Source organism: Pseudomonas arcuscaelestis, assembly GCF_016881005.1.
GTDB classification, from domain to species: domain Bacteria; phylum Pseudomonadota; class Gammaproteobacteria; order Pseudomonadales; family Pseudomonadaceae; genus Aquipseudomonas; species Aquipseudomonas arcuscaelestis.
The window spans coordinates 348,814-375,472 of sequence record NZ_JACOPV010000003.1; the positions used below are offsets into that span (position 1 = coordinate 348,814).

The following is a 26,659-nucleotide window of genomic DNA, read 5'->3' on the forward strand; positions in this document are numbered from 1 at the left end:
CTTATCAGCTATTCGCGACTCAGGTAGGATTCTTCCCATCGTGATCGCCCAGGTGCGGTCTTCAATCAGGAGAGTCCCATGAAACTGTTGCATATCGATTCGAGCATCCTGGGCGACAATTCCGCCTCCCGCCAGTTGAGCCGCGAAGTAGTCAATGCCTGGAAAGCCGCAGATCCTGCCCTGGAAGTGGTTTACCGTGACCTGGCAGCCGATGCCATCAGCCACTTCTCTGCCGCTACCCTGGTTGCCGCGGGTACGCCCGAAGCGATGCGTGATGCCGCACAACAGCATGAGGCAAGACTGAGCAGCGAAACCCTGCAAGAGTTTCTGCAAGCAGATGCGGTGGTTATTGCCGCGCCAATGTACAACTTTACCGTTCCAACCCAGCTCAAGGCCTGGATCGACCGCGTCGCCGTTGCCGGTCAAACCTTCCGCTACACCGAAGCCGGCCCTGAAGGTCTGTGTGGCAACAAGAAAGTCATCCTGGTCTCCACGTCGGGTGGCCTGCACGTTGGTCAGCCTACCGGTGTTGGCCACGAAGACTTTCTTAAGGTGTTTCTGGGTTTCATTGGCATCACCGACGTAGAGATCGTTCGCGCCCACGGCCTGGCCTATGGCGAGGAACACCGCGACAACGCCATGAATGCTGCACGCAAGCAGATCAGCACCGAGCTGTTTGCTGCCGCCTGATGCTTGGCTCGCGTGACCGAAACCGACAGCAGGCTGCGCTTGCTGTCGGTTTTTTCATTGAGCTTTCATCCGTCGCATTACCGCTAACCTTGCCTACTCGCTGCTTGGGCCCTCTGTCAGTGGTGAGCAGGTGGGCATGATCGGTTATTCGGCAGGCGGTGAAACTGCCTTGATTTTGTCTCGCGCTCAGCCCGACCTGGACTCATTGCGTCGTTATTGCCTGGAGCGGTCGCATGACGCCGATGCCTGCAAAACCAAAGATGGACTCATCGCTGACCGTGCTGCGCTGTGTGACGACCCGGAGGGTGTCGATCGCGAGACGATTCACCTGTTATTGCAGGAAGAAGCCGCGCACTTTTTTACCCGCAGATTAAGCCGCAGCGGTCGTTCAGGGCTGGATGCCGTTATCAATGACGGCGGGTGCGGCGCGACAACAGCAGGGTCAGGCCAACGCCTGCCAGCGACAACAGGGCGGCAATGCAGAAGATCCAGGCATAGCCCAAGTGCAGCGCCACTGCGCCCATCAATGGCCCCGAGATAGCCAACGCCAGATCGAAAAACACTGCATAGGCGCCCAGGCCGGCCCCACGGCTGGACACTGGCACTTGCTTGATTGCTTCAACACCCAGCGCCGGATACACCAATGACAGCCCGAAACCGGTAAGACCTGCGCCGACCAGTGCCAACACGGGGCTGGGGGCCAGCCACAGCAGCGCCAGGCCCAGCGCTTCGGTGCTCATGCAGACGATTGCTACCGGGTAGCCGCCGAAACGGTTCACGGCATTGACGAACAGTAGGCGCGAGAGAATAAAGCACAGGCCGAAGGCGCTGAGGCACCAGGCCGCGCCGGTCCAACCCTGTTCCAGGTAGAACAGGGTAACGAAGGTGGTCAAGGTGCCGTAGCCAATCGAGGCCAGGGTCAGGCCCATCCCGCAGGGCGCAACGCGGGCGAATGCGGCCCAAAACGGTAGGCGCTCGCCACGTACCACGGGGATCGGCGCTTTATTGCGGATCACCAGTAGCGCCAGCATGGCCAGTACCGTCAACACCAGTCCCAGGGAAGCAAAGTTGACCTCATCGGCGAGCATTACGCCCAACGGCGCCCCGATGGCGATTGCGCCGTAGGAAGCAATGCCATTCCAGGAAATCACCCGGGCGGTATGCTCGGTGCCGACCGCGCCGATCCCCCAGCTCAAGGTGGCGACGCCAATCAAGCCTTGAGCCAGGCCCAGAAACACCCGTCCAGCGAGCAGCGCCAACAAGCTGGCTATTGGTGTGTCTACGGTCAGGGCGGAGGCAAAAGTCAGCACGCCGCTGGCAGCAATGCCGATCAGTCCGAAGATGATTGCCTGCTTGGTGCCTTTGCTGTCGGCGATGCGTCCGGCAAGAGGGCGGCTAAGCAGCGTGGTCAAGTACTGCAAGCCGATCGTCAGCCCGGCAATGACCGCGCTGAACCCCAGTTGGTCATGCACGTAGCCAGGTAATACGGCGATCGGCAGGCCGATGCAAAGGAAGGCTATGAAGGTGTAGAAAACAATCGTGAGGATCTGCAGCGTAACTGCGAACGTGTTGGCTGGAGAGGAGGATGACGCAGACATGTGCTCGTTCGCTGGCGGGCGGAGGAAGAGGGTCCATGATGGCTGGCAGCGACGATAAAAGAAAGCAGGCTAACTAATTTTAAAAAGGACAGGGCTTGCGGTGCCAAGACTTGCTCAAGTCAGTTGCGCCGCAAGGGCTGTTGCAACTGACTTGGCTTGCCTTGCTGTGACTTTCTTAAACCACTACGCCCTGGCTACGCAGGTAGTCATCGTAGGTGCCGCTGAAGTCCACGACACCGCTCGGGCTCAGCTCGATGATGCGGGTGGCCAGGGACGATACGAACTCACGGTCGTGGCTGACGAAAATCAGCGTGCCCGGGTAGTTCTCCAGCGCCAGGTTAAGCGCCTCGATCGACTCCATGTCCAGGTGGTTGGTGGGTTCGTCCATCAGCAGCACGTTTGGCTTTTGCAGAATCAACTTGCCGAACAGCATGCGGCCCTGCTCACCACCGGAGATGACCTTGACCGACTTCAGAATCTCGTCGTTGGAGAACAGCATGCGGCCCAAGGTGCCACGGATCACTTGTTCGCCCTGAGTCCACTGACCCATCCAGTCGAACAGGCTGACGTCATCTTCGAAGTCGTGGGCGTGGTCCTGAGCGTAGTAGCCCAGCTCCGCGCTTTCAGTCCACTTGATTGCGCCGGCATCCGGGCCCAGCTCACCCACCAGGGTGCGCAGCAGGGTGGTCTTGCCGATACCGTTAGGCCCGATGATCGCAACGCGCTCGCCGGCTTCAACGGTGAAGCTGAAGTTCTGGAACAGGGTCTTACCTTCGAAACCCTTGGACAGCTTCTCGATCGTGACTGCCTGACGGTGCAGCTTCTTGGTTTGCTCGAAGCGGATGAACGGGCTGACACGGCTCGAAGGCTTGACCTCGGCCAGTTGGATCTTGTCGATCTGCTTGGCACGGGAAGTAGCCTGCTTGGCTTTCGAGGCGTTGGCCGAGAAGCGGCTGACGAAAGTTTGCAGCTCGGCAATCTGGGCCTTCTTCTTGGCGTTGTCCGACAACAGTTGCTCGCGCGATTGCGTCGCAGCGGTCATGTACTCGTCGTAGTTGCCAGGGAACAGGCGCAGCTCACCGTAGTCCAGGTCAGCCATGTGCGTGCACACGCTGTTGAGGAAGTGACGGTCGTGGGAAATGATAATCATGGTGCTGTTACGCGCCGTGAGAATAGTTTCCAGCCAGCGGATGGTGTTGATGTCCAGGTGGTTGGTCGGTTCGTCGAGCAGCAACACTTCTGGATCGGAGAACAGCGCCTGAGCCAGCAATACGCGCAGCTTCCAGCCTGGCGCGACTTCAGTCATCGGGCCGAAGTGCTGTTCCAGAGGAATACCCAGGCCCAGCAACAGTTCACCGGCGCGGGACTCGGCGGTGTAACCGTCCATTTCGGCGAATTCGGTTTCCAGCTCGGCAACGGCCATGCCGTCTGCTTCGGTCATTTCCGGCAGCGAATAGATGCGATCGCGCTCGGCTTTTACCTTCCACAGTTCCTCGTGGCCCATGATCACCGTGTCGATCACGTTAAATTCTTCGTAGGCGAACTGGTCTTGACGCAGCTTACCCAAGCGCACATTCGGCTCAAGCATTACTTGGCCGCCGGAAGGCTCCAGGTCGCCGCCGAGGATTTTCATGAAGGTCGACTTGCCGCAGCCGTTGGCGCCGATCAGGCCGTAGCGGTTGCCATTGTTGAATTTGACCGAGACGTTCTCGAACAACGGCTTGGCGCCGAACTGCATGGTGATGTTAGCGGTGGAGATCAAAAGGCTTACCTATCAATAGCTTACGTCGCTGGCATTGCGGCTGATACCGATTTGATACCAATTTGCAGCTTTTCCAGCTCGCTCCAGTCGGAGCTTGAGTTAATCCAACGCGCATACGTCGACAGCAGCATTTGCACGCTGTGGCCGAGCTGTTGGGAGATAAATGCGGGGTTGAGGCCAGACATTGAGCGTATTGTCGCATAGGTGTGGCGACAGTTGTATGGCGGGCGCTAACGAATCCCCAGTTCTTTCAGTAGCGGACGCCCTTCATGAAGGAGATCTGAGGTCTGCTCGACGAACTCAGCATTCTTTGATGGCGGAAAAATGAACGGTGACGCCGTGAACCGTCCGTTTCCTTTCCTCCGTCGCTAGTCCCAGGCGAATTCAAGTGCACGTAAGCCCCCTGCGTCGAGCAGCACGAACCGGCCTTTGTCGGTATGGGTGCGCTCGACCACTTAACCCTGCGTGACGGTGCGCCTTATATGGGGTGATCTTCTTTTCCTGACAATGTGTGCGTTTTTTGGGGGCGGTGGGGCGCCGGGGTTTGGATAATTCCTACGCCAATGAATTCAATAGAATAGCCTCGGCTCGGGAGAAGCAAGCAAACTGGCCAGTTTGGTGAGGGCAAACTTCAGTTCAACGCGGCTCGGTGACATCAGCGCGATTCGTACCCCGCTAGTGGCGGTCGTACGCTGAGCGAGGAATTGGCTGCCGCTAACCACCATTACACCATGAGCGCGGGCTAGGTTGGCGAACTCATCGCAGCTCCAAGGTGCTGGCAACTCCAGCCAGATATGGAAACTGTTGGGCTGAGTGCGAATCTGATAACCGCCAAGAATCTCCTTGACTATTTGTTGTCGCGCAGCGGCTTCCTGTTGCTGCAATTTGACTAATTGATCGCCCATGCCGTTGTTTATCAAGTTGCTGGCAAGCTGCGCCATCATCGGCGAAGGCATCCACACGCTGCTACGCACCATGGACGACAAGCGCGAGAGCGTTTCAGGCGGGGCATACAGGTAACCGATACGTAGTGCCGGCAGAATGCTCTTCGACAGGCTCGTCAGATAGATCGATCGTTCAGGTGCGTAGGCCGAGATCGGCATGTCAGTTGGTTGAGATTCCAGAAATCCATAAATGTCATCATCAATGATGAAGACATCATATTCGCGGGCAATCTGTGCAATAGCCTCACGTCTCTGCGGTGGCATGACTGAGTTGGTGGGGTTTTGGTGGGTGGTTACACAGATCAGTAACGCCGGGCGGTGTTCAATGCAAGCCGCGCGGAAGGCCTCCGGGAGTAGCCCGAACTCATCTATCTTTACGCCCATTAAGCGCCGATCAAGGCTGTGAGCTAAGGAGATGATTCCTGGATAGCAATGTTCTTCGCAGAGAATAACGTCGTTCGTTTTCGATAGGCTGCTAATCGCCACCAGCAAACCATGCTGCGCGCCGGAGGTGAGCACGATCTGCTGCCACTTTGCCTTCGGCAGGCTGCGCTGCACCCAGCGGGCCCCGGCCTGCTTATGCACTGCGTGTCCGCCATCACTTGTGTAGTCCAGTACGCGGCTCAAGTCTGACTGTGCAAGGTCAATTATTGACTCCCGCAACCATTCCCCAATGCCAGCGTCGTTAGGCTTGATGATTGACAAGTCTATTGGTGCGCTTTCTTCGGCAGCGCATTTGTCTATCGCCGGCGGACTTGCCTTGACTTGTGCAGGCCGAACGAAAGTCCCGCGACCTACCTCTCCAATCACTAATCCACGTTTAGCCGCTTCGTCATAGGCACGGCCAATGGTACCGGGCGTGACCTTCATGACTTCAGCAAGATCCTTGAGTGTGGGGAGTCGCTCATTAGCTCTCAGTCGCCCGGAATTGATGTCCTGTTCCAAAGCGTCGGCAATCATTAAGTAAACCGGTTGCACAGGGTCGCTGTATTGAGGAAACCACATAGGTAAAACACCTAGATCCATATGAATGTCAATCGTAGCATGAATGGATTGAAGGGCGTAATCGCAAGGAGCTAGAGGCGTTTTGAGCGTACTTTCTTGCAGCGGCGCCACAGAATTTAGCATGACGTCATTTCTAGTGATTCCGCGTCAAAAATAAAAAACGTATAAAAACAAAGGCTTAGTGAGTCGTATTCTAATGATAAAGGGTTGACGACAGAAATAAATTGAATTAAGTGCATCGATGTAATTAGAATAATTGAATCGATGCAAGATGCGAATAGTATCGATGTATTGTGGGTTTTCACATGAGTGGAATGTGAACTGGAAGATAAAAACAACACGTGCCGTCCTCCAATCAAGCGCGACGAGCACCGAAACTATGGATATTAAGTTGAGATGGAAAGCGCACAGCACAAGCAGGCCACAGAGGTAGTGACAACGTTGGAGATCCGCCTGCCATGGGTGATTTCCAGCGCATGGCAAGCGGTGTTAAGCCAAACCCCGTTAGATTTTGAGGCCACCTAGGATATTTATTTTCAGCTCAAGGAGCAGGCACAGGACGTAATTGGCGGTCAGTTGGTTCGCCAGATCCGTACATTTATCGAAGAACCAGCTATTACCTCTATGGTAATAAGGAACTGCCCGCGAGACCGTGACATTCCACCGACGCCTTACTCTGGAGTGTTGAGTCCGAAAAGCACACCTATCGCCTGCCTGGTTAGCCTTTCGTTGCAGAGTCTGCTGGGTATCCACCCCGTGGTATACGAGGGGGAAAATGATGGGCGCTTGTTCCGTCATGTGATCCCGTCACGCACATCTTCTAGCCAGAAAAGCTCTCATGGCTCACGTCTACGTTTCTCCTATCATGTAGATAATCCTGATTTACCGTTGTCATCTGAGGCTGTCGACAACATTTCGTGTTGTCCGGAGTATTTGTCATTTTTCGGCATGCGTTGCGATCCGAGAATTAACACCACACTCGTCAACCTTGACGACGTGCTCGGTAGTCTTCCGGCCTCGATTATAAATGAGCTTACCTACCCGAATTTTGAAGTGCGGCGTCCGGATTCTTTCGCCACTAATCGCCGCTCGACGCCAAACTTAGCGGTGTTGGTTCGAGGATTATCCAATGAGTGGCTATGTCGTTTTGACAGCGAAAACACATACGGCATGACCGCTTCCGCAGCGCGTGCGCTTGACGCTCTGCGAATACTGCTAGAAACCAGAAAGTTCGATAAGCCGCACCTGTTGCTCCCTGGCGATTTCATGATCTTCAAAAATCAGCGGGTGCTCCACGCCCGGGATGGTTTTGAACCGCAGAACGACGGAGCAGATCGTTGGCTGCTCCGTTTGTTCGCAGTTAATGATCTGAGCCGAGTCTGCTTGGCGCGTGCAGATCACCTGTATGAAATTATTTCCTGACTAAATACTTATTAATAGAGCACTGCTATGGAACTGCTAGGAGCTTATTGGGCTGAACATTGGGTCTTTGCAATTTTGTTGCTAGGCGCCATCGCCTTTGTCGCCGGTTTTGTCGATAGCATCGCGGGCGGTGGTGGATTATTTTTGGTGCCGGGTTTTCTACTGGTTGGTCTGCCACCACAAGTTGCTTTAGGGCAGGAAAAGGTGGTCAGTACTTTGGGGACGCTTGCGGCAATCAGGAACTTTCTGGCCAATAGCCGGATGGTATGGAAAGTGGCGCTTATAGGTGTCCCGTTTTCGCTACTGGGCGCGTATTTGGGGGCCCATTTGATTGTGTCGATTCCACAGGAGACTGTTGGCAAGATCATTCTTGCCTTGATCCCCTTTGGTATTCTAATTTTTCTTACCCCCAAGGACCGGCCGGTACAGGAGCATGTCTTGACGGATGGCATGCTGTTTACAGTGGTGCCACTGACCTGCTTGGTCATTGGCTTCTATGATGGCTTCTTCGGGCCAGGCACAGGAAGTATGTTCATTATTGCGTTTCACTACTTACTGAAAATGGACCTGGTCTCGAGTTCAGCCAACTCCAAGACCTTCAACTTCGCTTCGAATATCGGCGCACTGGTGGCATTTGTTATGGCCGGGAAAGTGATGTATTTGCTGGCACTGCCGTTAGTGGCTTGCAACATTCTTGGCAATCACCTGGGTAGTGCGTTGGCAATTCGCAAAGGCAGTGATGTCGTGCGCAAAGCACTGGTATTTTCGATGGTCTGCTTATTCGCCAGTCTTGGCGTGAAATACCTGGCCTGATTTTCTGATAAAGGGAATAACAGCATGCGAACCGCATTGGTGACCGGCGCTTCTGCCGGATTTGGTAAAGCCATCTGTCATCGACTTATTGCCGAGGGCTAGGCGGGTCGTCGGTGGCGCGCGCCGGATGGACAAACTCTTGCTCCTGAGACAAGAACTTGGTGAGAATTTTATACCGCTGGCGTTGGATGTTACAGACTTAGCATCAATCGATAAGATGTTCGAGAAAATGCATGAGGCCTCGTTGTCCATTGATGTTTTGGTGAACAACGCAGGGTTGGCGCTGGGTGTTGAGCGTGCCCAACATTGCAATGTACAGAACTGGGAGCAAATGATCGCCACCAACATTACCGGCCTTGCCTTGATTACCCATCGCATCTTGCCACGGATGGTTGCTGCTAACAGCGGACTGATCATCAATATTGGATCGGTCGCCGGTACCTACCCTTATCCTGGCGGTAACGTGTATGGCGCCAGCAAGGCTTTCGTCAAACAGTTCAGCTTGAATCTGCGTGCCGACTTGGCCGGAACGCAAATACGGGTTACCAATATCGAGCCTGGTCTGTGTTCAGGAACGGAATTTTCAGTGGTGCGACTACTTGGCAACATGGACGCGGTCGATGCGCTGTACAAGGATGTGCAAGCCATCCGCCCTGAGGATATAGCCAACACTGTGCTTTGGATCGCTCAGCAACCTGAGCATCTAAATATCAACACCATCGAGATGATGCCGACGGCACAGAGCTGCGCGGCACTCAATGTTGCACGCGACTTGTAGAGGGAGCAAAGGCACAACAAAATTTTGGCGGTTGACCCATGAGGTGCTCTGCTGGAAATTCAGATTTGTCTTAAAGATCTTGAGTGAGGCGTCAGTTAGTGTTTGTGCGCTCGCCCGACAAATGGGTTCTTTACCGATGCAAGGATTGCGGGGCCCTGCGTCGGGCGAGCAGCTTCAATCAGCCAGCAGTGCTCCTGCAGGGGGGGGCTGACGTTGACGGCGGCGGGCAACACATGAAACTCGCGGGGTGAAGACCGGTATGTCTATCACCAAAGAGTACTCAATCGTAATCAGCGGTGATGCCCAGATGAGCTATTGATGCACATCAGAGGCGCGCTACGCGTTCAACACAGGCTCCATTCAAAGCAGGCTGAAATGTCTCAGCGCAGGGATCGCGAAAAGCTCAAGCCCAAGCAACAAAAAGCCCGCACAAAAAAGGCGGGCTAAAAAGTTTCAAGAGGAGTAGGGGAGACTATGCACCGAGGCTTGTGAAAGGTTCGTGAACGCATTTGCCTGGCACGCTGTCATCCACGGCTATTCAGATAGAAATCCGCCGCTATCAGCCGACTGCCTAGCCGGTGCGAATGGCGCCACAGAACAACGGACGGCTGCCGTCTGCCGGGCTGCTGCGAATGAGCAGGGCATAGTCACCTCTAGCCAGATCGCTCAGCGCGACCGGTGCCAGGGCCCAATGCTGGGTTCGGGGTGTCAGCGACGGATAATCGACACTATTGGCCTGGTGACTGTTATAGGCAGGCGATGCGCCCAGGTGTTGGCATGAGCCTGCATAGATAACCGGGTCAAGGCGGCTCGGCACGGCCATATCCTGAGGAACACCACCGACGGTGAGTTTGATGCTGGTCTGATCGCCCACAGGGCTAAGGGTGGCTCGAGCGATGTGCTCTGCGTTTTGAGAAGTAGCAGTGAGAGGGACATCGACAATCCGGGCGTTGCTTGCACAACCAGAAATTGCCCCTGCTGCTACCAACGCCAGCCAAGATATTCTGTTCATCACAGATCTCCTGCATTGAGGTGCGTTGATTTCGTCCCCCCTATGAAGTCTAGTGATCTGCTTGTGGCGCGGCGTCTGGCTGATGGGTGGTCAAATAGATCGCTTGGTCTTCCAGAACAGGCACACCATCACAAGAAAAAACAGCGTACCGGTGGATATTTCTTGATCGAATCACCTGCGAATGCCTTGAAGAAAAACCCATATTCCTCCCGCGACCACTCGTCCAGTTCCGGGCACTTGATATGTCGCGCTTTCTCTCATGTGTATGTGCGGACTTCCCGCGCGACTGCAGAGGATAAACAGCATGGATATTGATGAAAATGCACCCGGCAACACATCCCAGCAGGGTGTAGGCGGCAAAGCGGACAACGAGACCGGTCATGATCCCAAGCACAAAGAAGGCGAGATTCCGTTGCCCGCCGATGATCAAGCGCCTGTCGACAAGGAACTGGCCGATGTAGAAGCCAACAACTCGGTGTCCAGCGAGCACCCTGAGCCACGCTGAGTTGAAGTAGCCGGCCCGGTACTTATGGCTCCGGTGCCGGCGGTTCTGGGATTTTGACGTCCACCCACCGTGAATGTGGTTCAGGACGAGCTCTGATGCTCAACGCCGAACTGCTTGCGAAACCACTCCTCGAGCATGGCCTTCTCGGCATACAGTCGATCGCTGTTGGCACTGCGCCCCGGGCGTTGCAAGTAGAACTTGTCGGTGACCCGCGCATCGGCCTGACTTAACGGCTGGCCTTGTTGCGAGAGCACGTAGTGCAGGTCAATACTTGGCCACGTGATATCACGCATGAAGCGAATGCTGTAGGTCTGCGGGTGCCACGGCTCGTAGCGACCGGCCAAGTCGATATCGCGGATATCGATACGCAAGGTTTGGCCTGGGGGCAAATAGCGCTTGCCCAGTGTCTGCAGGTAACTGCGTAGCTCCTTCATCACCTGCTGGTCGGCGCCGCGCTCATAGCCATTGCTGTCCAGGCTGGCATCGCGAAAGTGTTCGGGGTTGTCGTAGATGACCTCCACCGAAGGGGCAGGAGGTGTTTGAGCCAGGCTGCTTGTGGCGGCTAAGCTCAAGGCGACAAAGATCAATACCGGGCGCATGATTCACCTCAAGGTGCGAGTCTGTGCACAGCTTTTATTGTACGCCTGCCAGGGATGGTGGGTTAGGGGAGAACAGGGTGAGTCGTATCGAGCAGTTTGCCATTAACCGGCAAGGTAGGGATTACGCCGTGGGCGATATTCACGGTCACTTCGAGCGTCTGCAAGCACAGCTGTCAGCGATCGGTTTCGATCCGGCAGTGGACCGATTGTTCAGCGTGGGGGACCTGGTCGATCGTGGCCCGCAATGCCCCCAGGTCCTGCAGTGGCTCGACCAGCCATGGTTCCACGCCGTGCAAGGTAACCACGAAGCGCTGGCGGTGACTCATGTCGGTGGCGGATGGCTGGATTATGATCAGTACCGCGCCGCTGGCGGTGGCTGGTTTCTCGACCTGCCGGACAGCGAGCAAGCGCGTTTCGCCGAGCGGTTTGCGCGCATGCCCTTGGCCCTGGAAGTGCAGACGTCTGCTGGCCTGGTCGGCTTGCTGCATGCCGACTGCCCGTGCGTCAGCTGGTCCGATATGTGCGACCAGCTGCAGCGCCAGGCGCCCCATGAGTTGCAGGAATACTGCCAATGGTCGCGTCGGCGTCTGAAGACCGATGACGAGCGGCCGATTGCCGGATTGCGCGCTTTGATCGTTGGCCATACACCGCTGAGCGAAGTGCGGGTTTTGGGCAACATCTGGCATATCGATACGGGTGGCTGGAACCGTGGCCACTTCAGTTTGCTGGCATTGGACACCTTGAGTTTGGCCAACGCGTAGCGGGCAGGCGCCAACCTTTGGCGCACGGGCATGATCGCCCCGCCTCGGTGCTGCACCGTCAAACGCACAGTTTTGCTGCCCAACTGTACCTTGACGTGATGGCGCTCAGACTGGAATCTGCCGACTCGAGCCGTTGGAGATTGTTGATGGACCTGTCGTTACTCGCGCTGTTCGTTCCCGCCTGCTTCGCCTTGAACATGGCGCCGGGGCCAAACAATCTGTTGTCACTCAACAATGCCAGCCGTTACGGTTTGCGTACTGCCTGCGTCGCCGGGGTTGGTCGGCTGCTGGCCTTTGCGGGGATGATCTTGCTTGCAGCAATGGGGCTTGCGGTGGTGTTGCACACCAGCGAGTACCTGTTCCTCACCATCAAGGTGGTGGGTGCGATCTACCTGTTTTATATCGCCTGGCAGCTGTGGCGGGCGCCTGTTGGTCAAAGCGGGCCGGCAGGTGAGTACAAGGGCGGCGTGCTGCGCCTGGGGCGCCAGGAGTTTTTCGTTGCCGCGGGTAACCCCAAGGCGATTCTGATTTTCACCGCGTTTTTGCCGCAGTTTGTCCAGATGAATAGTCCAGTGCCAGTCTCTGAGCAATTTGTCTGGCTGGGCGGTTTGTTCTTGCTGCTGGAATGGGCCGCCATTGCAATTTACGCCTGGCTCGGGGCCTATCTGCAACGTTGGTTCAATCAGCCTGGACCGCGGCGTTTGTTCAATCGTGTCAGCGCCACACTGCTCGGCTGCGCCGGGATCGGTTTGCTGGCGGCACGCCGGGCTTAGCCACCGCAAGACGGGGTTGTAGGCACTTATAGACAAAGGGTCTGAGAGCGTTGCGGGAAATGTCCTAGGCTTGTGGCTGGACCGGGCACACGGATCGCTGCCCACCTTCGCCAAGGAGACGTCACCATGCTCTCGACCCTGGAGTTGCGCAACATTATTGAATGCAGTTTTCTGCCCGTACGCTGCCAATGCACACTGGCCGCTGATCGATCCCTTACGGTCAAGGTGTTTGATCGAACCTGCGAACGGGTCGACCTGCTGGTTACTGGTATCGGTGCCGAGCAGTTGACCAGCAGCCGGGCGATTTCCAATCTGATCGCAGGCTTGCGCAACGATCTCGACGACCAGCGCCAGCTGTACGCAGGGCGTCGGCGCGACAGCCTTTAGTCGCGATAGAACACCTGCACCAGGTGATAGCCGAACTTGCTCTTGATCGGGCCATGAACGACGCGTAGCGGCTTTTTGAAAATGACCTGGTCGATCGCGCCGACCATCTGCCCTGGACGCACTTCGCCCAAGTCGCCGCCGCGTTTGCCAGAGGGGCAGGTCGAATACTTCTTGGCCAGCACATCGAACGCTTCGCCCTTGGCGATGCGTTGTTTGAGCTGTTCGGCTTCTTCGGCGGTCTTGACCAGAATATGCCGGGCCTGTGCTTTCATGTCGAGATACCTTCGCAACGCGCTAAAAGCGCGCATTATGCCCGATCTCGTCGTGCAAAGGAGGCGCGAGACGACGCGCCTCCTGATCGCCTTACTCGACGCTGGCCTTCTTCACCTCGTCAGAGGCCGACCAGATACGATAACGCACTTCGACACCTTCGGGCACGTAGACCACCACCGGCAGCTTGCTGTTGTAGCGCAGCAGGAAGCCGTCACCGACGACTGGCACGAAGGCCTCTTTCTTGCGGTTGTCCGGGCACGCCATCAGCGTAGATGCCGGGCCCATGACTTTATCCAGGCGGTAGTAGCTGTAGCCCCAGCCTTCCAGGGTTTTTTCTTCCAGCGTGCCGCCCAGGTGCTGGCGATTGCAGTCGACCTGCAGTTGCTTGCCCGCCAGTACTTCAACCTTGAACGCCGACTCGTCGGCTTGCTCCGGTACGTGGATAACCTGGCGGGTAAAGCCTTTCTCGGCCTCGGGGTAGGGCGCTACGTCCTTGAGGCTGGCGGCCTGTACCGAGGTACCGACTGCCAGGGTCAGGGTGAGTAACGCAGTGAAAGGGATTGGGCGCATAAGGCCTCCTTGCAGATAAAAAAGACGCTGCCGCAACCAGCTCCCGAGCCGCCCGTCATTGGGCCAACCAGCCACCATCGATGTTCCAGGCGGCGCCACGAACCTGGCTGCCAGCTTCGCTACACAGAAACAATACCAGCTCACCCAGGTGTTCGGGAGTGACAAAGGCCAGGGAAGGCTGCTTTTCGGCCAACAGGTCGTGTTGTGCCTGCTGCGGGTCAATGCCGCTGGCGGCGCGATCATCGATCTGTTTTTGCACCAGCGGAGTCAGCACCCATCCTGGGCAAATGGCGTTACAGGTGATGTTGCTGGTCGCGGTTTCCAGCCCGACCACCTTGGTGAGCCCGACGACGCCATGCTTGGCGGCGACATAGGCTGCCTTGCCGGTGGAGCCGACCTGGCCGTGCACCGAGGCAATGTTGACGATGCGACCCCAGTTGCGCGCGCGCATGCCGGGCAGCACCAGGCGTGTGCCGTGGAAAACCGCAGAGAGGTTGATGGCCATAATCGCGTCCCAGCGCTCTACCGGAAACTCCTCGACCGCCGCAACGTGCTGGATGCCGGCGTTGTTGACCAGAATATCGACGCCACCAAACTCGCGTTCGGCGTAGGCGAACAAGTCTTCGATTTGCGCCACATCGCCCAGGTCGGCGGGGTGATGGCCGATCCGCGTACCGTGGCGGGCAACTTCGGCGATGGCCGCGTTGACGTCACCGAAACCGTTGAGGATCAGGTCGGCCCCGGCTCGCGCCAATACGTGCGCAATGCCCAGGCCGATGCCGCTGGTGGAACCGGTCACTACTGCTGTCTTGCCTGTGAGATTCATCAATTGCTCCTTAAACGATGCCGGTCGCGTAGAAGGTGGCGATCACCACGAACACTGCCAGGGTCTTGATCAGGGTAATACCAAAAATATCTTTGTAGGCTTCGCGGTGTGTCAGTCCGGTTACGGCCAGCAGGGTAATGACCGCGCCATTGTGCGGCAGGGTGTCCATGCCGCCACTGGCCATGGCCGCAACCCGGTGCAGCACTTCGAGGGGAATGTTGGCTGCGTTCGCCGCGGCGATGAAGCTGTCCGACATCGCCGCCAGGGCGATACTCATGCCGCCGGAGGCGGAGCCGGTAATGCCTGCCAGCAAGGTTACCGTGATTGCTTCGTTGACCAATGGGTTAGGTATAGCGCGCAGGGCATCGGCCAGCACCAGAAACCCCGGCAGCGAGGCAATCACCGCGCCAAAGCCGTATTCGGACGCGGTATTCATCGCTGCCAGCAGTGCGCCACTGACCGCGGCTTTGCTGCCCTCGGCCAAACGACTCTTGATGGCTCCGAAGCCTGCCACCAGTACCAGCAAGATACCCAGCAGCAGGGCCGCTTCCACCGCCCAGATCGCCGTGAGCTTGGCGATATCAGTTTGCACCGGGACGCTCATGCCGGGCAGGCTGAGGCTGTGGGTCTTGCCGTACCAGTCGGGAATCCAGTGGGTGAACAGCAGGTTCATCACCCCGACCAGCAACAGCGGCGACAGTGCCAGCAGTGGGTTGGGTAGCTTGAGATCGGCGGCAGTTTCCGGCTCGTTGCGCAGATCTGTGCCATAGCCTTCGCCTGCACGTTGGGCCTTGTTGCGCTGGCGTTGCAAGTACAGCATGCCGGTGCAGAACACGAACAAGGTGCCGATCAAACCCAGCCACGGCGCAGCCCAGGCCGTAGTGTTGAAGAACGTGCTGGGAATGATGTTCTGGATCTGTGGGGTGCCGGGCAGGGCGTCCATGGTGAAGGAAAACGCCCCCAGGGCGATGGTCGCCGGGATCAGGCGCTTGGGAATGTTGCTCTGCCGGAACATCTCGGCGGCGAATGGGTAGACCGCGAATACCACCACAAACAGCGAGACCCCGCCGTAGGTCAGCAACGCGCAGACCAGTACGATTACCAGCATGGCCTGGCGGGTACCGAGCAGGCGGATAGCTGCTGCGACAATCGAGCGGGAGAAACCGGACAGCTCGATCAGCTTGCCGAACACCGCGCCGAGCAGGAACACCGGGAAGTACAGCTTGATGAAGCCGACCATCTTTTCCATGAACACGCCGGTGAAGGCGGGGGCCACGGCCGAAGGGTCGGTGAGCAGTACCGCGCCGAGGGCGGCGATTGGGGCGAAGAGGATAACGCTATAACCACGGTAAGCAGCCAGCATCAGCAGCGCGAGGGCTGCCAGGGCGATGATTACACTCATCGAGTGTCTCCTTGGGTGCATCTTGTTTTTGTAGATCGCTGGAGATAGCGGGAATCATGCCAAGTCGTTAAGTTGCTGATTATTAAGTATATTTTTTTATTGTTTGTATCTTCTGTCTCTGAATGGAGATGAAAGCGCACGAGGCAAGCCCGGTATTGCTGCAATCGGTGCGAGCACGCTTGCTCAGTGAAGCAATCTCTAACCAGAAACTAATATCTCAATATTGAGACGACAGCCCCAGCGCAACCAACTTTTTATACAAGGTCGAGCGGCCCAGCCCCAGCTCCTTTGCTGCCTGCGGCACGTTGCCAGCGCAGCGAGCAAGGGTTGTGCCGAGCAACTGTCGCTCAAAATCGGCACAGGCCTGTTTGTAGCTCACGGGCGCAGTTTCTCGCTCAAGCGGCTCGAAGTTGCCCATGGCTGCCTGCAGATCACCAGCGCTCAACCGCGTCTGGTCGGCCAGCAACGTGGTGCGCTCCAGCACGTTGCGCAGTTCGCGGATGTTGCCCGGCCAGCTGTGGCGGGCCAGCAGCGCCTGCGCCTCGACGTCCAGTTCGTGCTGGCTGCCCAGCTCTTCAAGAATCGCTTCACTCAAGGCGGGCAGGTCTTCCAGGCGTTCGCGCAGTGCCGGTACCTGGATCGGCAAGACGTTCAGCCTGTAATACAGGTCGGCACGAAACTCGCCACGCGCCATCGCCGCGCCAAGATCGGTAGAGGTCGCGGCAATGATCCTGACATCGCTGTGCATCATCTGATTGGAACCTACCGGCTCGTATTCCTTTTCCTGCAGTACCCGCAGCAACTTGCTCTGCAATGGCAGTGGCATGTCGCCGATTTCATCGAGAAACAGGGTGCCGCCCTCAGCCAGTTGCAACTTGCCCGCACGGCCCTTGCGGTCGGCACCGGTATAAGCGCCGGGTGCAGTGCCGAAGAATTCGGCTTCCAGCAGGGTTTCTGGAATGGCAGCGCTGTTGATGCTGACAAACGCCTTGTGTGCCCTTGGGGACGCGGCGTGAATGGCATGGGCTAGCAACTCTTTGCCGGTGCCCGTTTCGCCCAGCAGCAAAATGGATGAGTCGCTGCTGGCGCCACGCCGGGCGCGGCGCTTGACTTCAAGGCTGGCGGCGCTGGTACCGATGAACTGGGCAAAGCTGTACTTGGCCTGGCGCGCACGCAGCAGCGAACGGGTTGAGGCCAGCTCCTGCTGCATGCTGGCGTAGCGCTTGAGCAGCGGCGACAGGCTGCGCAGCTCATCGAACAGGGCAAAGCCAATGGCGCCAATCAACTCGCCTTGCGCATCGTGGACCGGCAGGCGCATCACCACCAGCGGCTCTTTGGGGGTGTCGAGCATGTCCAGGAGAATTGGCCGACCGTTGCTGATCACCTCGCGCATCAAGCTGCCGGGAATCACACTTTCGCACGGTTGGCCGATGACGCTGGCCGCATCTTCGAGGCCAAAACGGCGGGCGTAGCGTTCGTTCATCCACACAATCCGCGCATCGCGGTCGACGATAAGCGTGCCTTCGCTGAATTGCTCGATGATTTCGAACAGCGAACGAATCGCCAGTTGGCGCACCTGTTGGTAATCCTTGAGGCTGTCACTGGCAGGCATGGGCCATTCTCTTTAGCTTGAAAGCTGCGATTATGCCCGTGGATCGAAGGCTTCGCGCAAGGCATCGCCAATGAACACCAACAGTGACAGGATCAAGGCCAGGGCAAAGAACGCAGTAAAGCCCAGCCACGGTGCCTGCAGGTTCTGCTTGCCCTGATTGACCAACTCGCCGAGCGATGCGCTTCCAGCGGGCATGCCAAAGCCAAGAAAGTCCAGGGCAGTAAGGGTGGTGATCGCGCCGGTGAGAATGAACGGCAAGTACGTGAAGGTGGCATTCATGGCATTGGGCAAGATATGCCGCAGGATCACGCCGCTGTCTTGCAGGCCCAAGGCGCGTGCGGCCTGCACGTACTCAAGGTTGCGCCCGCGAAGAAATTCGGCGCGCACCACGTCCACCAGCGCCAGCCAGGAGAACAGCGCCATGATCCCCAGCAGCCACCAGAAGTTCGGCTCGACAAAGCCACTGAGGATAATCAGCAGGTAAAGCACCGGCAGACCAGACCAGACCTCCAGCAAGCGTTGGCCGATCAGGTCCACCCAGCCGCCGTGATAACCCTGCAAGGCGCCAGCGGCAATACCAATCACCGTGCTGATCAAGGTCAGCGCCAGGGCAAACAGGATCGATACCCGTGTGCCGTAGAGCACCCGTGCCAATACATCGCGAGCCTGGTCGTCGGTGCCTAGCCAGTTGGTCGTCGACGGCGGGCTTGGGGCGGGCTGCTGCAGGTCGTAATTGGGCGTGTCGGCACTGAATGGCACGGGGGCGAACAGCATCCACCCGCCCTGATCCCTGATCAGCCCTTGCACATATTGACTGCGGTAATCCGGTTGAAAAGGCAGTTGACCGCCGAAGGTCTGCTCGGTGTAGCGCTTGAACGCCGGGAAATACAGGTGTCCCTGGTAGCCCATCACCAGCGGCTTGTCATTGGCCACCAGTTCCGCACCCAGGCTCAACACCAGCAATACAGCGAACAGCCACAGCGAGTACCAGCCGCGTCGATTGCGCCGAAAGCGCTGCAGGCGCCTGCGTGAAATGGGCGAGAGACTGAACATCAGTGCGCCCTCGTGGCAAAGTCGATACGCGGGTCGACCACGGTGTAGCAGAGGTCCCCCACCAGGCGGATCAGCAGCCCGAACAAGGTAAAGATGAACAGCGAACCGAACACTACCGGGTAGTCCCGGGAGACGGCGGCTTCGTAGCTCATGCGTCCAAGTCCATCGAGGGAGAAAATCACCTCGATCAGCAAGGAGCCGGCGAAGAACACACTGATCAATGCCTGGGGAATGCCTGCGACCACCAGCAGGATGGCGTTGCGAAAAACATGGCCGTACAACACCCGACGCTCGCTCAGGCCCTTGGCGCGGGCGGTGATGACGTACTGGCGGGTGATCTCGTTGAGAAAGGCGTTCTTGGTCAGCAAGGTCAAGGTGGCAAAGCCGCCAATCACCAGGGCGCCTACCGGCAGCACCAGGTGCCAGAAGTAATCCGCCAGTTTGCCCAGCAGGCTCAACTGGTCGAAGTTCTCCGAGACCAGCCCACGAACCGGGAACCAATTGAGCGAGGTGCCGCCAGCGAACAGCACGATCAGCAACAAGGCAAACAGGAATGAGGGCAGGGCGTAGCCAATCACGATCAGGCTGCTGCTCCAGGCGTCGAAGGCGGTGCCGTGGCGTATCGCCTTGCGAATGCCCAGCGGGATCGAAACCAGATAGGTGATAAGGGTCGCCCAGAAGCCGAGGGAGAGGGTTACCGGCATTTTCTCCAGAATCAGGTCGGTTACCTTGGCGCCGCGAAAGAAGCTGTTGCCGAAATCCAGGTGGGCGTATTGGCTGAGCATCAGCCACAGCCGTTCAGGGGCGGATTTGTCGAAACCGTACTGGCGCTTTATGTCTTCGATAAGTTTCGGGTCCAGGCCGCGGCTGGCGCGGGAGCTGGCGTGCAGGGCTTCGACATTTGCCCCCGGCGCGCCGCCGCCGATGCCTTGCAGGCGGGCGATGGCTTGTTCCACCGGACCACCGGGCGCGGACTGGACGATGACGAAGTTGACCAGCAAGATGATCAGCAAAGTGGGAATGATCAGTAGCAGTCGACGCAGAATGTAGGCGGTCATGGCTGCTCCTTGAGACGCTCGGCCATCTGCGCGTTGGTCAGCGCCGTGGGGCTGACTTCCCACCAGCTGTCCAGGCCTTCATCGTTGCTCGGCTGTACCTTGGGCAGGCCAAAGCGATTCCACCATACAGTCGAGGAACCTGGCGGGTAGTAATTGGGAATCCAGTAGTAGTTCCAGCTCAACACCCGGTCCAGGGCGTGGGCGTGCCGGAGCATGTCGGCTTTGCTTTCGGCCTTGACCAAACCGTCGAGCAATTGGTCCACTGCCGGATCCTTGAGCGCCATGTAGTTGTTCGAACCAGGGTCGTTGGCCGCTGCCGAACCAAAGAAGTTGTACAGTTCAAGGCCCGGAGAAGGCGACACCGGGTAGCCGGTAACGATCAGGTCGTAGTCGCGAGCCATGAGTCGATTGACGTACTGCGAGGCGTCGATACGACGGATGTCCATGCTGATGCCGATCTGCGCCAGATTGCGCTTCCAGGGCAGCAACAGACGCTCGAAGCCGGCCTGGCCGTTGAGAAAGGTGAATGCCAGTGGCTCGCCCTCGGCGTTGACCAGTTGATCGCCCTCCGGCTTCCAGCCTGCAGCGCTCAGCAGTTCAAGGGCTTGCAATTGCTTGTCGCGGATCAACCCCGAGCCGTCGGTGCGGGGTGCCTGGAATACCTGGTTGAAGACTTCATCGGGGACCTGCCCGCGCAAGGGTTCAAGCAACTTGAGTTCCTCGGCATCCGGCAAGGCGCGAGCCGCCAGGGCGCTGTTGGCAAAAAAGCTCTGTTGGCGGATGTACATGTTGCGCATCATCTGCCGGTTACTCCATTCGAAGTCCCACAGCAGGGCCAGCGCCTGGCGCACGCGACGGTCCTTGAACACCGGTCGCTGCAGGTTGAACACAAAACCCTGGGCGGTCTGTGGTGCGTCCTTGGCCAGATGGGCGCGCTGCAGGCGACCGTCACTCAGCGCGGGGCTGTTGTAGCCGATCGAATAGCCTGTCGCCGAGAACTCGCGGTTGTAGTCGAAGCCACCGCCGCGCAGCACCTGGCGTGCGACTTCGGTATCGCCGAAGTACTCGATGGTGAGGTGGTCGAAGTTGTAGCGTCCACGATTGACCGGCAGATCGCGTCCCCACCAGTTGGGTTCGCGCTCGAAGGTCACGCTGCGGCCATTGTCGATCCGCCCGATACGGTACGGGCCGCTGCCCAGTGGCGCTTCAAAGCCGCCGCCGTTGGCGAAGTCGCGGTCTCTCCACCAGTGTTCAGGCAGCACCGGCAAGGTAGCCAGATCCAAGGGCAGGGTTCGGCTTTGATTGCGCTTGAAGTGAAAGCGAATTTGCCCTGGGCCCTCGATCTCCACCCGTTCGACATCAGCAAACTGTGTGCGATATTTGAGATTACCTTCACGCATCAGCAACTCAAATGTGTAGCGCACGTCCTCGGCGCGAATGGCTTGGCCATCGGCAAAACGTGCCCGCGGGTCCAGATAAAAACGTAGCCAGTGACCATCGGGGTCCCGTTCAAGCTGGCGGGCAATCAGCCCATACACGGTGTAGGGCTCATCCTGGGAACGCACGGCGAGGGGGGCGTACAGCCAGCCATCGACCTCGGCAATGCCGATGCCCTTGTCGATATAAGGCAGGATATGGTCGAACTGGCCGATCTCGATGGCCGAGCGGCGCAGGCTGCCGCCTTTGGGGGCGTTGGGATTGGCGTAGGCGAAGTGCTGGAAGGCGGCAGGATAGCGAGGCGACTCGCCATAAACAGTCAAGGCATGCCCCGGGGCTGCCAACACAGCTTGGCTCCAGGCCAGGGCCAGAGCAAGCATTACGGCAAGAAGGGAAGATCCAGTTTGCAAGCGCCTGACTACCTGTGCCCACGAGTGTGGCTGAAGCTTAGCAGGTCAGGCTGCAGTGCTTGAACCGGCCCTGGCGGGCCGGCTCAATGGCGGACTCAGTCCTGGCGGCTGGTCACTTCCAGCAGGTGATAACCGAACTGGGTTTTCACCGGGCCTTGCACAGTGTTGACCGGAGCGCTGAAGACTACGGTGTCGAACTCCTTGACCATCTGGCCTGGGCCAAAGGAGCCCAGGTCGCCGCCCTGACGGCTGGATGGGCAGGTGGAGTTGGCTTTGGCGATTTCAGCGAAATCGGCACCGGCTTCGATCTGAGCCTTCAGTTCATTGCACTTGTCTTCAGTGGCAACCAGGATGTGACGGGCAGTGGCTTTGGCCATGGGACATACTCCTTTTCAAGAAAGTGCCGAGACTACCGGATTAGCGCCGGTTTTTCCTGGGAAATGTTGCGTAAAGATGCTGCACCCTGGCGCAACAGGGTTTCTGTGGCGTCCCATCCCAGGCAGCCATCGGTGATAGATACACCGTATTCAAGCGGCGCTTTGCCCAGTGCCTGGCAACCGTCGAACAAGTGCCCCTCGAGCATCATGCCGACGATCGAGCGATCGCCATCGAGGCGCTGACGCAACACATCGTCGAACACCGCTGGTTGGCGCAAGGGGTCCTTGGCGCTGTTGGCATGGCTGCAATCGACCATGATCCGGGGTGCCAGCCCGGCCTTGATCAGCCCTTGGCGAGCCGCCGCCACGCTGGCCCGGTCGTAGTTCGGCCCTTGGTGACCACCGCGAAGTACCAGGTGGGTGTCCGGGTTGCCCAGGGTTTCGATAATCGCCGGGTAGCCTTGGGTGTCCATGCCGAAATGGCGGTGTGGATGGGCCGCGCTGCGCATAGCATCACTGGCGATGGCAACGCCACCGTCGGTGCCGTTCTTGAAGCCCACAGGAAGCGCCAGGCCACTGACCATCTCGCGGTGAATCTGCGACTCGGTAGTACGCGCGCCGATGGCCGCCCAGCTCAGCAGGTCATCGAAGTAGCCGGCCGCCATCGGCTGCAGCAGTTCAGTGGCAATCGGCAGGCCGCGCTCGAGCATGCCCAGCATCAACCCACGCGACAGTGCGAGGCCAGCGTGCATGTCGTCACTGCCATCGAGGTGCGGGTCGTAGGTCAGTCCTTTCCAGCCAACAGTGGTGCGCGGCTTTTCAACGTAGGCGCGCATGACCAGCAACAGTTGGTCGCTCACCTCTTCGTTGAGGGCGGCGAGGCGGTCGGCGTATTCCAGGGCTGAGCGCGGGTCATGGATAGAGCATGGACCGACAATGACCAGCAGGCGTGGGTCATGGCCTTCAAGAATGGCGCGTACGGCCTGTCGATGGTGATCGACCTGATGGGCGAGGGCAGTGTTGAGCGGCATTTGCTGCTTGAGCAAGTGCGGGCTGGGCAGGCGTTGGCTGACAGCGCTGTTGGCAGCTTGAGGCTGGGTCAGGGGCAGAGCGAGCGAAGACGATTGCATGGCGATTTTTTCCCTGGGCAGACGGCGGGTTCAAGCCCGCGCTGTCGGCCCTATCGAGGTGTTCGACAAAGAGCCGGATTGGCATTCGGTGTGGTGGCGCCACCTGTGCAGGACCGATCGGAGGCGGCAGGCTGGCCCGAGCGGGATTGGCTAAATCGCCATGCAAAGCTTGGGTAACGGTGGTAGGTGGTGTAGGTCATGGGGTAATTCCTCGTTATTTGTTCGGTTGTCGGGGGCCTGAAAAACAAAACCCCCGGTCGGGGAGCCGACCGGGGGTTGAGTATTCTCGTGTTCGGCGGCCCCTTGAATGTGGGCGCCGGTGTGGGTATCAGCGGCGCCTGTGGCTAAACCAATACCCAAAATAAAATGCAGCGGGAGCGGCAGTCGCGCACTCGGCCACAGTCAGCACGGGACGCGATGGGCGACCTGCGTGTTGAGTGTGTTTGAGGGTGGTTGGCGACATGGGACTCTCCAGGTGATGGTTCCGAGCTTACTTCAGCCGTTGCTACGGTTTCAATCGCTAATTTGCATTAGTTTGATTTGGGGTGACTATTGTGGGGGGGGATGGGTGTTGGTGCTTGGCTTGGCTTGGCTTGGCTTGGCTTGCGATGGGGCTTTTCGATTTGGGGCTGATCCGTTTGCTTGGGGGGCGCTTAGGCACCTTTGCGCCCTTACGGCGCCTTACTTTGGCAGTCGCCCCAAAGTAAGCAAAGGGCTCGCCCCACCAGGGGCCCTACGCTGCGCTTCGGGTCCCCTCGCTACGGTGTCGCTACAGGGCATTGCGATCTACGCGTTGCAAGCAACACTACGATTCGCAACTTCGGCCAAGCCGAAGGCGCTGCGCGCTAGCCCTTTCGCAACACCTTCACTCGGCCCTTCTGGTTAACGGGGCAGGTGGATCAAGAGCAACAGCAAGATCAAGATCTAGAGCGAAAGCAGATTGTGTGTAGCTTGCCGTTTTCTTTGGGCGGGTTGGTTACAGGGTGTAGTGCTTGAGTTCGCGGGCAATCAGCATGCGCTGGATTTCGCTGGAGCCTTCGTAGATTTGGGTGATCCGGGCGTCGCGGTAGTAGCGCTCGACCGGGTAGTCTTCAAGGTAGCCATAGCCACCATGCACCTGGATGGCCTTGGAACACACCCGCTCGGCCATTTCCGAGGCGAATAATTTGGCTTGCGAGGCTTCGCTCAGGCAGGGTTTGCCGGCGCTGCGCAGGCGCGCGGCATGAAGTATCAGTAGGCGTGCAGCGTTTATCTGCACCTGCATGTCGGCCAGCAGGTTGGCAATGCTTTGGTGTTCATTGATCGGTTTGCCAAACTGGATGCGATCACGTGAATAGGTCAGTGCCGCTTCGAACGCAGCGCGCGCGATGCCCAGTGCCTGGGCGGCAATGCCGATGCGACCGCCTTCGAGGTTGGACAGGGCGATGGCCAGGCCCCTGCCACGCTCACCGAGCATGTTGGCGGCAGGAATACGGCAGTTATTAAAGGTGACTGCGCAGGTGTCCGAGGCGCGGATGCCCATTTTGTGTTCGCTGCGGTCAACCACAAAACCTTCATTGTCGGTAGGCACCAGGAAGGCGGAGATACCTTTCTTGCCAAGGTCCGGGTCCGTCACGGCAAAGACAATGGCCAAGCCGGCACGGCGGGCGTTGCTGACAAACTGTTTAGCGCCATTGATCACCCAGTGATCACCCTGCAGTTCTGCACGGGTACGCAAGTTGTGCGCTTCTGAGCCTGCCTGCGGTTCGGTCAAACAGAAGCAGCCGATCACCTCGCCGGTCGCCAGGCGCTCCAGCCAGGTTTGTTGCTGTTCAGCATTGCCGTAGGCCAACAGCGGGCCGCAACCCACCGAGTTGTGAATGCTCATCAAGGCGCCGGTGGCGCCATCGCCGGCAGCGATTTCTTCCACCGCCAAGGCGTAGGCGACGTAATCGGTATAGCTGCCACCCCATTGATCGGGCACCACCATGCCGAGCAGGCCCAGTTCGCCCATTTTCTTGACCACTTCGTCGTCGATCCAGCCTGCCTTTTCCCAGGCTTGAGCGTGGGGCGCGATTTCGCCACGGGCGAAGTCGCGGGCCATGTCGCGGATCATGATCTGTTCTTCTGTCAGTTCCAGGTCTTGCATCTGCATACTCCAGGCATCACAGGCCTTCGAAGAATTGATCCACGCGCGTACGGCTCAAGCCTGCGAGGGTCGGAGGGTTCCAGCGCGGCTGCTTGTCCTTGTCGATAATCAGTGCACGAACGCCTTCGATCAGGTCACCATGGTCGAACCATTGCTGGTCCAGGTGCAGTTCCATCTTGAAGCAGTCTTCAAGACTCAGCTCACGGCCACGACGCAGCATTTGCAGGGTGACCGCCATGCCCAGCGGCGAGCGGGTTTCCAGCAGGTCAGCGGTTTTCAGTGCCCAATCGTGGCTATCGGCAACGGTTACGCTGCGTAGCTGTTCCACGATACTGCTGACGTCCGGCAGGGCAAAGAAGTGATCGATGGCCGGGCGCAGTTTGGCCAGTGGTGCATCGTCCACGGTCTGGGTTCCAAGTTTCGCCAGTACGCCTTGCAAGTCCTTGAGCGGGTGCTCGCTAAATGTCAGGGTGTTCAGTCGCTCATCAAGCAAGGCCAGCTTGCTGCTGTCGACATACCAGTCGGCCAGGCCACAGTACAGCGCATCGGCGGCTTGGATCTGCACACCGCTGACGCCCAGGTAGGTGCCCAGTTCACCGGGCACGCGGGAGAGGAAATAACTGCCGCCGACATCGGGGAAATAGCCGATCGCAACTTCCGGCATGGCTAGGCGGCTGCGCTCGGTGACGATGCGCAGGTCAGCGCCCTGTGCCAGGCCCATGCCGCCGCCCAGGGTAAAGCCGTCCATCAAGGCCAGGACGGGTTTGCGGTAATGATGGAGGGTCAGGTCGAGGGCGTATTCTTCGATGAAGAAATCCCGATGCAGGCTGTCGCCGCTTTTGTAGCTGTCGTACAGCGAACGGATGTCACCCCCGGCGCAAAAGCCCTTGGGGCCTTCGCCACGCAGGACGACTGCGTGTACCTGCGCGTCATTGGCCCAGGCATCAAGCTGTTGCTGGAGGCTGCGTACCATCTCCAGGGTAATGGCGTTGAGGCCAGCGGGGCGGTTGAGGGTCAAGTGACCGATGTGGTTGCGAACTTCGGCCAGAATGGGGGCGTCAGTTGCCATTTGAGCGTGCGCGGTCATCGCTGTTTCCCTGCTTTGTTATTGATTTTCCACGTGAATTTTCACGAGCTGGATAGGCGCTAGAGGATCGATGGATCCTATCAGTGCAAATTTGCTCATTACAATCGACAAAACTGCAGGCGCAGTCTGCATTTTTGCATGGGCGCTTGCCCAGCTCCACTTGTCCGGTAGCGGCGGGCATGCTTTAGCACTAGTGGGTGGGGTGGACGTGCCCCCACAAGACAGTTTGCACTGACGTTTGTGGGGG

Annotated in this window: 24 protein-coding genes and 3 pseudogenes; 9 read left to right on the forward strand and 18 right to left on the reverse strand. The window is 58.3% G+C overall.

Annotation, left to right across the window (positions count from 1 at the left end; genetic code table 11):
- Nucleotides 1-78 precede the first annotated feature (78 nt).
- Complete coding sequence (locus tag H8F21_RS05990; protein ID WP_203480846.1) at nucleotides 79-690, forward strand: FMN-dependent NADH-azoreductase; 612 nt, start codon at nucleotides 79-81, stop codon at nucleotides 688-690.
- A gap of 76 nt (nucleotides 691-766) precedes the next feature.
- Nucleotides 767-1,027, forward strand: a pseudogene (locus tag H8F21_RS29500) (dienelactone hydrolase); the annotation flags it as partial.
- 70 nt (nucleotides 1,028-1,097) lie between these two features.
- Here H8F21_RS29500 and H8F21_RS05995 read toward each other — a convergent pair.
- The 4 genes and pseudogenes from H8F21_RS05995 to H8F21_RS06005 form a co-directional block, all read right to left on the reverse strand.
- A complete protein-coding gene (locus H8F21_RS05995; RefSeq protein ID WP_203480844.1) occupies nucleotides 1,098-2,288 on the reverse strand; it encodes an MFS transporter in 1,191 nt (396 codons plus the stop codon).
- 175 nt (nucleotides 2,289-2,463) lie between these two features.
- Nucleotides 2,464-4,050 (reverse strand): ABC-F family ATPase, encoded by a 1,587-nt coding sequence (locus tag H8F21_RS06000; protein WP_203480841.1) that lies wholly within the window; start codon nucleotides 4,048-4,050, stop codon nucleotides 2,464-2,466.
- Between the two features lie 20 nt (nucleotides 4,051-4,070).
- Nucleotides 4,071-4,550, reverse strand: a pseudogene (locus H8F21_RS29505) (site-specific integrase); the annotation flags it as partial.
- A gap of 69 nt (nucleotides 4,551-4,619) precedes the next feature.
- On the reverse strand, nucleotides 4,620-5,999 hold the full coding sequence (locus H8F21_RS06005; protein ID WP_203480915.1) for an aminotransferase-like domain-containing protein: 1,380 nt from the start codon (nucleotides 5,997-5,999) through the stop codon (nucleotides 4,620-4,622).
- A gap of 786 nt (nucleotides 6,000-6,785) precedes the next feature.
- Between H8F21_RS06005 and H8F21_RS29510 the strand changes: the two genes are divergently transcribed.
- The 3 genes and pseudogenes from H8F21_RS29510 (at nucleotide 6,786) to H8F21_RS06020 (ending at nucleotide 9,012) form a co-directional block, all read left to right on the forward strand.
- Complete coding sequence (locus H8F21_RS29510) at nucleotides 6,786-7,421, forward strand: TauD/TfdA family dioxygenase (protein ID WP_236042911.1); 636 nt, start codon at nucleotides 6,786-6,788, stop codon at nucleotides 7,419-7,421.
- A gap of 27 nt (nucleotides 7,422-7,448) precedes the next feature.
- The gene (locus H8F21_RS06015; protein ID WP_203480840.1) at nucleotides 7,449-8,234 is read left to right on the forward strand and encodes a sulfite exporter TauE/SafE family protein; all 786 of its coding nucleotides are present in this window, start codon (nucleotides 7,449-7,451) and stop codon (nucleotides 8,232-8,234) included.
- 24 nt (nucleotides 8,235-8,258) lie between these two features.
- Nucleotides 8,259-9,012 (forward strand): annotated as a pseudogene (locus tag H8F21_RS06020) (SDR family NAD(P)-dependent oxidoreductase).
- Between the two features lie 571 nt (nucleotides 9,013-9,583).
- Here H8F21_RS06020 and H8F21_RS06025 read toward each other — a convergent pair.
- Nucleotides 9,584-10,024, reverse strand: coding sequence for a hypothetical protein (locus H8F21_RS06025; RefSeq protein ID WP_203480839.1), 441 nt, complete (start codon nucleotides 10,022-10,024; stop codon nucleotides 9,584-9,586).
- A gap of 304 nt (nucleotides 10,025-10,328) precedes the next feature.
- Here H8F21_RS06025 and H8F21_RS06030 point away from each other — a divergent pair, with 304 nt between their 5' ends.
- The gene (locus H8F21_RS06030; RefSeq protein WP_203480838.1) at nucleotides 10,329-10,529 is read left to right on the forward strand and encodes a hypothetical protein; all 201 of its coding nucleotides are present in this window, start codon (nucleotides 10,329-10,331) and stop codon (nucleotides 10,527-10,529) included.
- Nucleotides 10,530-10,609: 80 nt separating this feature from the next.
- On the opposite strand, the gene H8F21_RS06035 is transcribed toward H8F21_RS06030, so the two are convergent.
- A complete protein-coding gene (locus H8F21_RS06035) occupies nucleotides 10,610-11,128 on the reverse strand; it encodes a DUF3016 domain-containing protein (RefSeq protein WP_203584144.1) in 519 nt (172 codons plus the stop codon).
- 77 nt (nucleotides 11,129-11,205) lie between these two features.
- On the opposite strand from H8F21_RS06035, the gene H8F21_RS06040 reads away from it, so the two are divergent.
- From H8F21_RS06040 to H8F21_RS06050, 3 genes are all read left to right on the forward strand, one after another.
- Nucleotides 11,206-11,889 carry a metallophosphoesterase gene (locus H8F21_RS06040; RefSeq protein ID WP_203480836.1) on the forward strand — a complete coding sequence of 228 codons (684 nt, stop codon included), beginning with the start codon at nucleotides 11,206-11,208 and terminating at the stop codon, nucleotides 11,887-11,889.
- Between the two features lie 146 nt (nucleotides 11,890-12,035).
- Nucleotides 12,036-12,662, forward strand: coding sequence for a LysE family translocator (locus H8F21_RS06045; protein WP_203480835.1), 627 nt, complete (start codon nucleotides 12,036-12,038; stop codon nucleotides 12,660-12,662).
- 126 nt (nucleotides 12,663-12,788) lie between these two features.
- Nucleotides 12,789-13,049: a DUF1652 domain-containing protein gene (locus H8F21_RS06050; RefSeq protein ID WP_203480833.1), complete on the forward strand. Its 261-nt coding sequence runs from the start codon at nucleotides 12,789-12,791 to the stop codon at nucleotides 13,047-13,049.
- Here the strand turns inward: H8F21_RS06050 and H8F21_RS06055 are convergent.
- The 12 genes from H8F21_RS06055 to H8F21_RS06110 form a co-directional block, all read right to left on the reverse strand.
- The gene (locus tag H8F21_RS06055) at nucleotides 13,046-13,321 is read right to left on the reverse strand and encodes a peptidylprolyl isomerase (RefSeq protein WP_038611202.1); all 276 of its coding nucleotides are present in this window, start codon (nucleotides 13,319-13,321) and stop codon (nucleotides 13,046-13,048) included. The two genes, H8F21_RS06050 and H8F21_RS06055, sit on opposite strands and share 4 nt — an antisense overlap.
- 91 nt (nucleotides 13,322-13,412) lie before the next feature.
- Nucleotides 13,413-13,892, reverse strand: coding sequence for a serine protease inhibitor ecotin (eco, locus tag H8F21_RS06060; protein ID WP_203480831.1), 480 nt, complete (start codon nucleotides 13,890-13,892; stop codon nucleotides 13,413-13,415).
- A 55-nt stretch (nucleotides 13,893-13,947) separates the two neighbouring features.
- A complete protein-coding gene (gene hbdH / locus H8F21_RS06065; RefSeq protein WP_203480821.1) occupies nucleotides 13,948-14,718 on the reverse strand; it encodes a 3-hydroxybutyrate dehydrogenase in 771 nt (256 codons plus the stop codon).
- A 10-nt stretch (nucleotides 14,719-14,728) separates the two neighbouring features.
- On the reverse strand, nucleotides 14,729-16,120 hold the full coding sequence (locus H8F21_RS06070; protein ID WP_203480819.1) for a GntP family permease: 1,392 nt from the start codon (nucleotides 16,118-16,120) through the stop codon (nucleotides 14,729-14,731).
- A 217-nt stretch (nucleotides 16,121-16,337) separates the two neighbouring features.
- A complete protein-coding gene (locus tag H8F21_RS06075; protein ID WP_203480817.1) occupies nucleotides 16,338-17,732 on the reverse strand; it encodes a sigma-54 interaction domain-containing protein in 1,395 nt (464 codons plus the stop codon).
- Between the two features lie 30 nt (nucleotides 17,733-17,762).
- On the reverse strand, nucleotides 17,763-18,785 hold the full coding sequence (locus H8F21_RS06080; protein ID WP_203480815.1) for an ABC transporter permease: 1,023 nt from the start codon (nucleotides 18,783-18,785) through the stop codon (nucleotides 17,763-17,765).
- Complete coding sequence (locus H8F21_RS06085; protein ID WP_203480813.1) at nucleotides 18,785-19,843, reverse strand: microcin C ABC transporter permease YejB; 1,059 nt, start codon at nucleotides 19,841-19,843, stop codon at nucleotides 18,785-18,787. The genes H8F21_RS06080 and H8F21_RS06085 overlap by 1 nt, the downstream gene beginning before the upstream one ends.
- Nucleotides 19,840-21,660, reverse strand: a complete 1,821-nt coding sequence (locus H8F21_RS06090) for an extracellular solute-binding protein (protein ID WP_203480913.1) — start codon at nucleotides 21,658-21,660, stop codon at nucleotides 19,840-19,842. Before H8F21_RS06090 ends, H8F21_RS06085 begins: the two co-directional genes overlap by 4 nt.
- 125 nt (nucleotides 21,661-21,785) lie before the next feature.
- The gene (locus H8F21_RS06095) at nucleotides 21,786-22,067 is read right to left on the reverse strand and encodes a peptidylprolyl isomerase (RefSeq protein WP_010226518.1); all 282 of its coding nucleotides are present in this window, start codon (nucleotides 22,065-22,067) and stop codon (nucleotides 21,786-21,788) included.
- Nucleotides 22,068-22,099: 32 nt separating this feature from the next.
- A complete protein-coding gene (locus H8F21_RS06100) occupies nucleotides 22,100-23,197 on the reverse strand; it encodes a 3-deoxy-7-phosphoheptulonate synthase (RefSeq protein ID WP_203480811.1) in 1,098 nt (365 codons plus the stop codon).
- A gap of 976 nt (nucleotides 23,198-24,173) precedes the next feature.
- Nucleotides 24,174-25,325 carry an acyl-CoA dehydrogenase family protein gene (locus H8F21_RS06105; protein WP_203480809.1) on the reverse strand — a complete coding sequence of 384 codons (1,152 nt, stop codon included), beginning with the start codon at nucleotides 25,323-25,325 and terminating at the stop codon, nucleotides 24,174-24,176.
- A 16-nt stretch (nucleotides 25,326-25,341) separates the two neighbouring features.
- Nucleotides 25,342-26,412: an enoyl-CoA hydratase/isomerase family protein gene (locus H8F21_RS06110; RefSeq protein WP_203480807.1), complete on the reverse strand. Its 1,071-nt coding sequence runs from the start codon at nucleotides 26,410-26,412 to the stop codon at nucleotides 25,342-25,344.
- Nucleotides 26,413-26,659 lie beyond the last annotated feature (247 nt).

Bases quoted from the DNA above. Each gene is read 5' to 3' on its own strand.
- H8F21_RS06025 (WP_203480839.1), bottom strand. From the start codon at position 10,024: ATGAACAGAATATCTTGGCTGGCGTTGGTAGCAGCAGGGGCAATTTCT.
- H8F21_RS06085 (WP_203480813.1), bottom strand. From the start codon at position 19,843: ATGACCGCCTACATTCTGCGTCGACTGCTACTGATCATTCCCACTTTG.
- H8F21_RS06070 (WP_203480819.1), bottom strand. From the start codon at position 16,120: ATGAGTGTAATCATCGCCCTGGCAGCCCTCGCGCTGCTGATGCTGGCT.
- H8F21_RS06105 (WP_203480809.1), bottom strand. From the start codon at position 25,325: ATGCAAGACCTGGAACTGACAGAAGAACAGATCATGATCCGCGACATG.
- H8F21_RS06090 (WP_203480913.1), bottom strand. From the start codon at position 21,660: ATGCTTGCTCTGGCCCTGGCCTGGAGCCAAGCTGTGTTGGCAGCCCCG.
- H8F21_RS05990 (WP_203480846.1), top strand. From the start codon at position 79: ATGAAACTGTTGCATATCGATTCGAGCATCCTGGGCGACAATTCCGCC.
- H8F21_RS05995 (WP_203480844.1), bottom strand. From the start codon at position 2,288: ATGTCTGCGTCATCCTCCTCTCCAGCCAACACGTTCGCAGTTACGCTG.
- H8F21_RS06050 (WP_203480833.1), top strand. From the start codon at position 12,789: ATGCTCTCGACCCTGGAGTTGCGCAACATTATTGAATGCAGTTTTCTG.
- H8F21_RS06015 (WP_203480840.1), top strand. From the start codon at position 7,449: ATGGAACTGCTAGGAGCTTATTGGGCTGAACATTGGGTCTTTGCAATT.
- H8F21_RS06005 (WP_203480915.1), bottom strand. From the start codon at position 5,999: ATGTGGTTTCCTCAATACAGCGACCCTGTGCAACCGGTTTACTTAATG.
- H8F21_RS06030 (WP_203480838.1), top strand. From the start codon at position 10,329: ATGGATATTGATGAAAATGCACCCGGCAACACATCCCAGCAGGGTGTA.
- H8F21_RS06080 (WP_203480815.1), bottom strand. From the start codon at position 18,785: ATGTTCAGTCTCTCGCCCATTTCACGCAGGCGCCTGCAGCGCTTTCGG.
- hbdH (WP_203480821.1), bottom strand. From the start codon at position 14,718: ATGAATCTCACAGGCAAGACAGCAGTAGTGACCGGTTCCACCAGCGGC.
- H8F21_RS06110 (WP_203480807.1), bottom strand. From the start codon at position 26,412: ATGACCGCGCACGCTCAAATGGCAACTGACGCCCCCATTCTGGCCGAA.
- H8F21_RS06045 (WP_203480835.1), top strand. From the start codon at position 12,036: ATGGACCTGTCGTTACTCGCGCTGTTCGTTCCCGCCTGCTTCGCCTTG.
- H8F21_RS06095 (WP_010226518.1), bottom strand. From the start codon at position 22,067: ATGGCCAAAGCCACTGCCCGTCACATCCTGGTTGCCACTGAAGACAAG.
- H8F21_RS06100 (WP_203480811.1), bottom strand. From the start codon at position 23,197: ATGCAATCGTCTTCGCTCGCTCTGCCCCTGACCCAGCCTCAAGCTGCC.
- eco (WP_203480831.1), bottom strand. From the start codon at position 13,892: ATGCGCCCAATCCCTTTCACTGCGTTACTCACCCTGACCCTGGCAGTC.
- H8F21_RS06055 (WP_038611202.1), bottom strand. From the start codon at position 13,321: ATGAAAGCACAGGCCCGGCATATTCTGGTCAAGACCGCCGAAGAAGCC.
- H8F21_RS06075 (WP_203480817.1), bottom strand. From the start codon at position 17,732: ATGCCTGCCAGTGACAGCCTCAAGGATTACCAACAGGTGCGCCAACTG.
- H8F21_RS06035 (WP_203584144.1), bottom strand. From the start codon at position 11,128: ATGCGCCCGGTATTGATCTTTGTCGCCTTGAGCTTAGCCGCCACAAGC.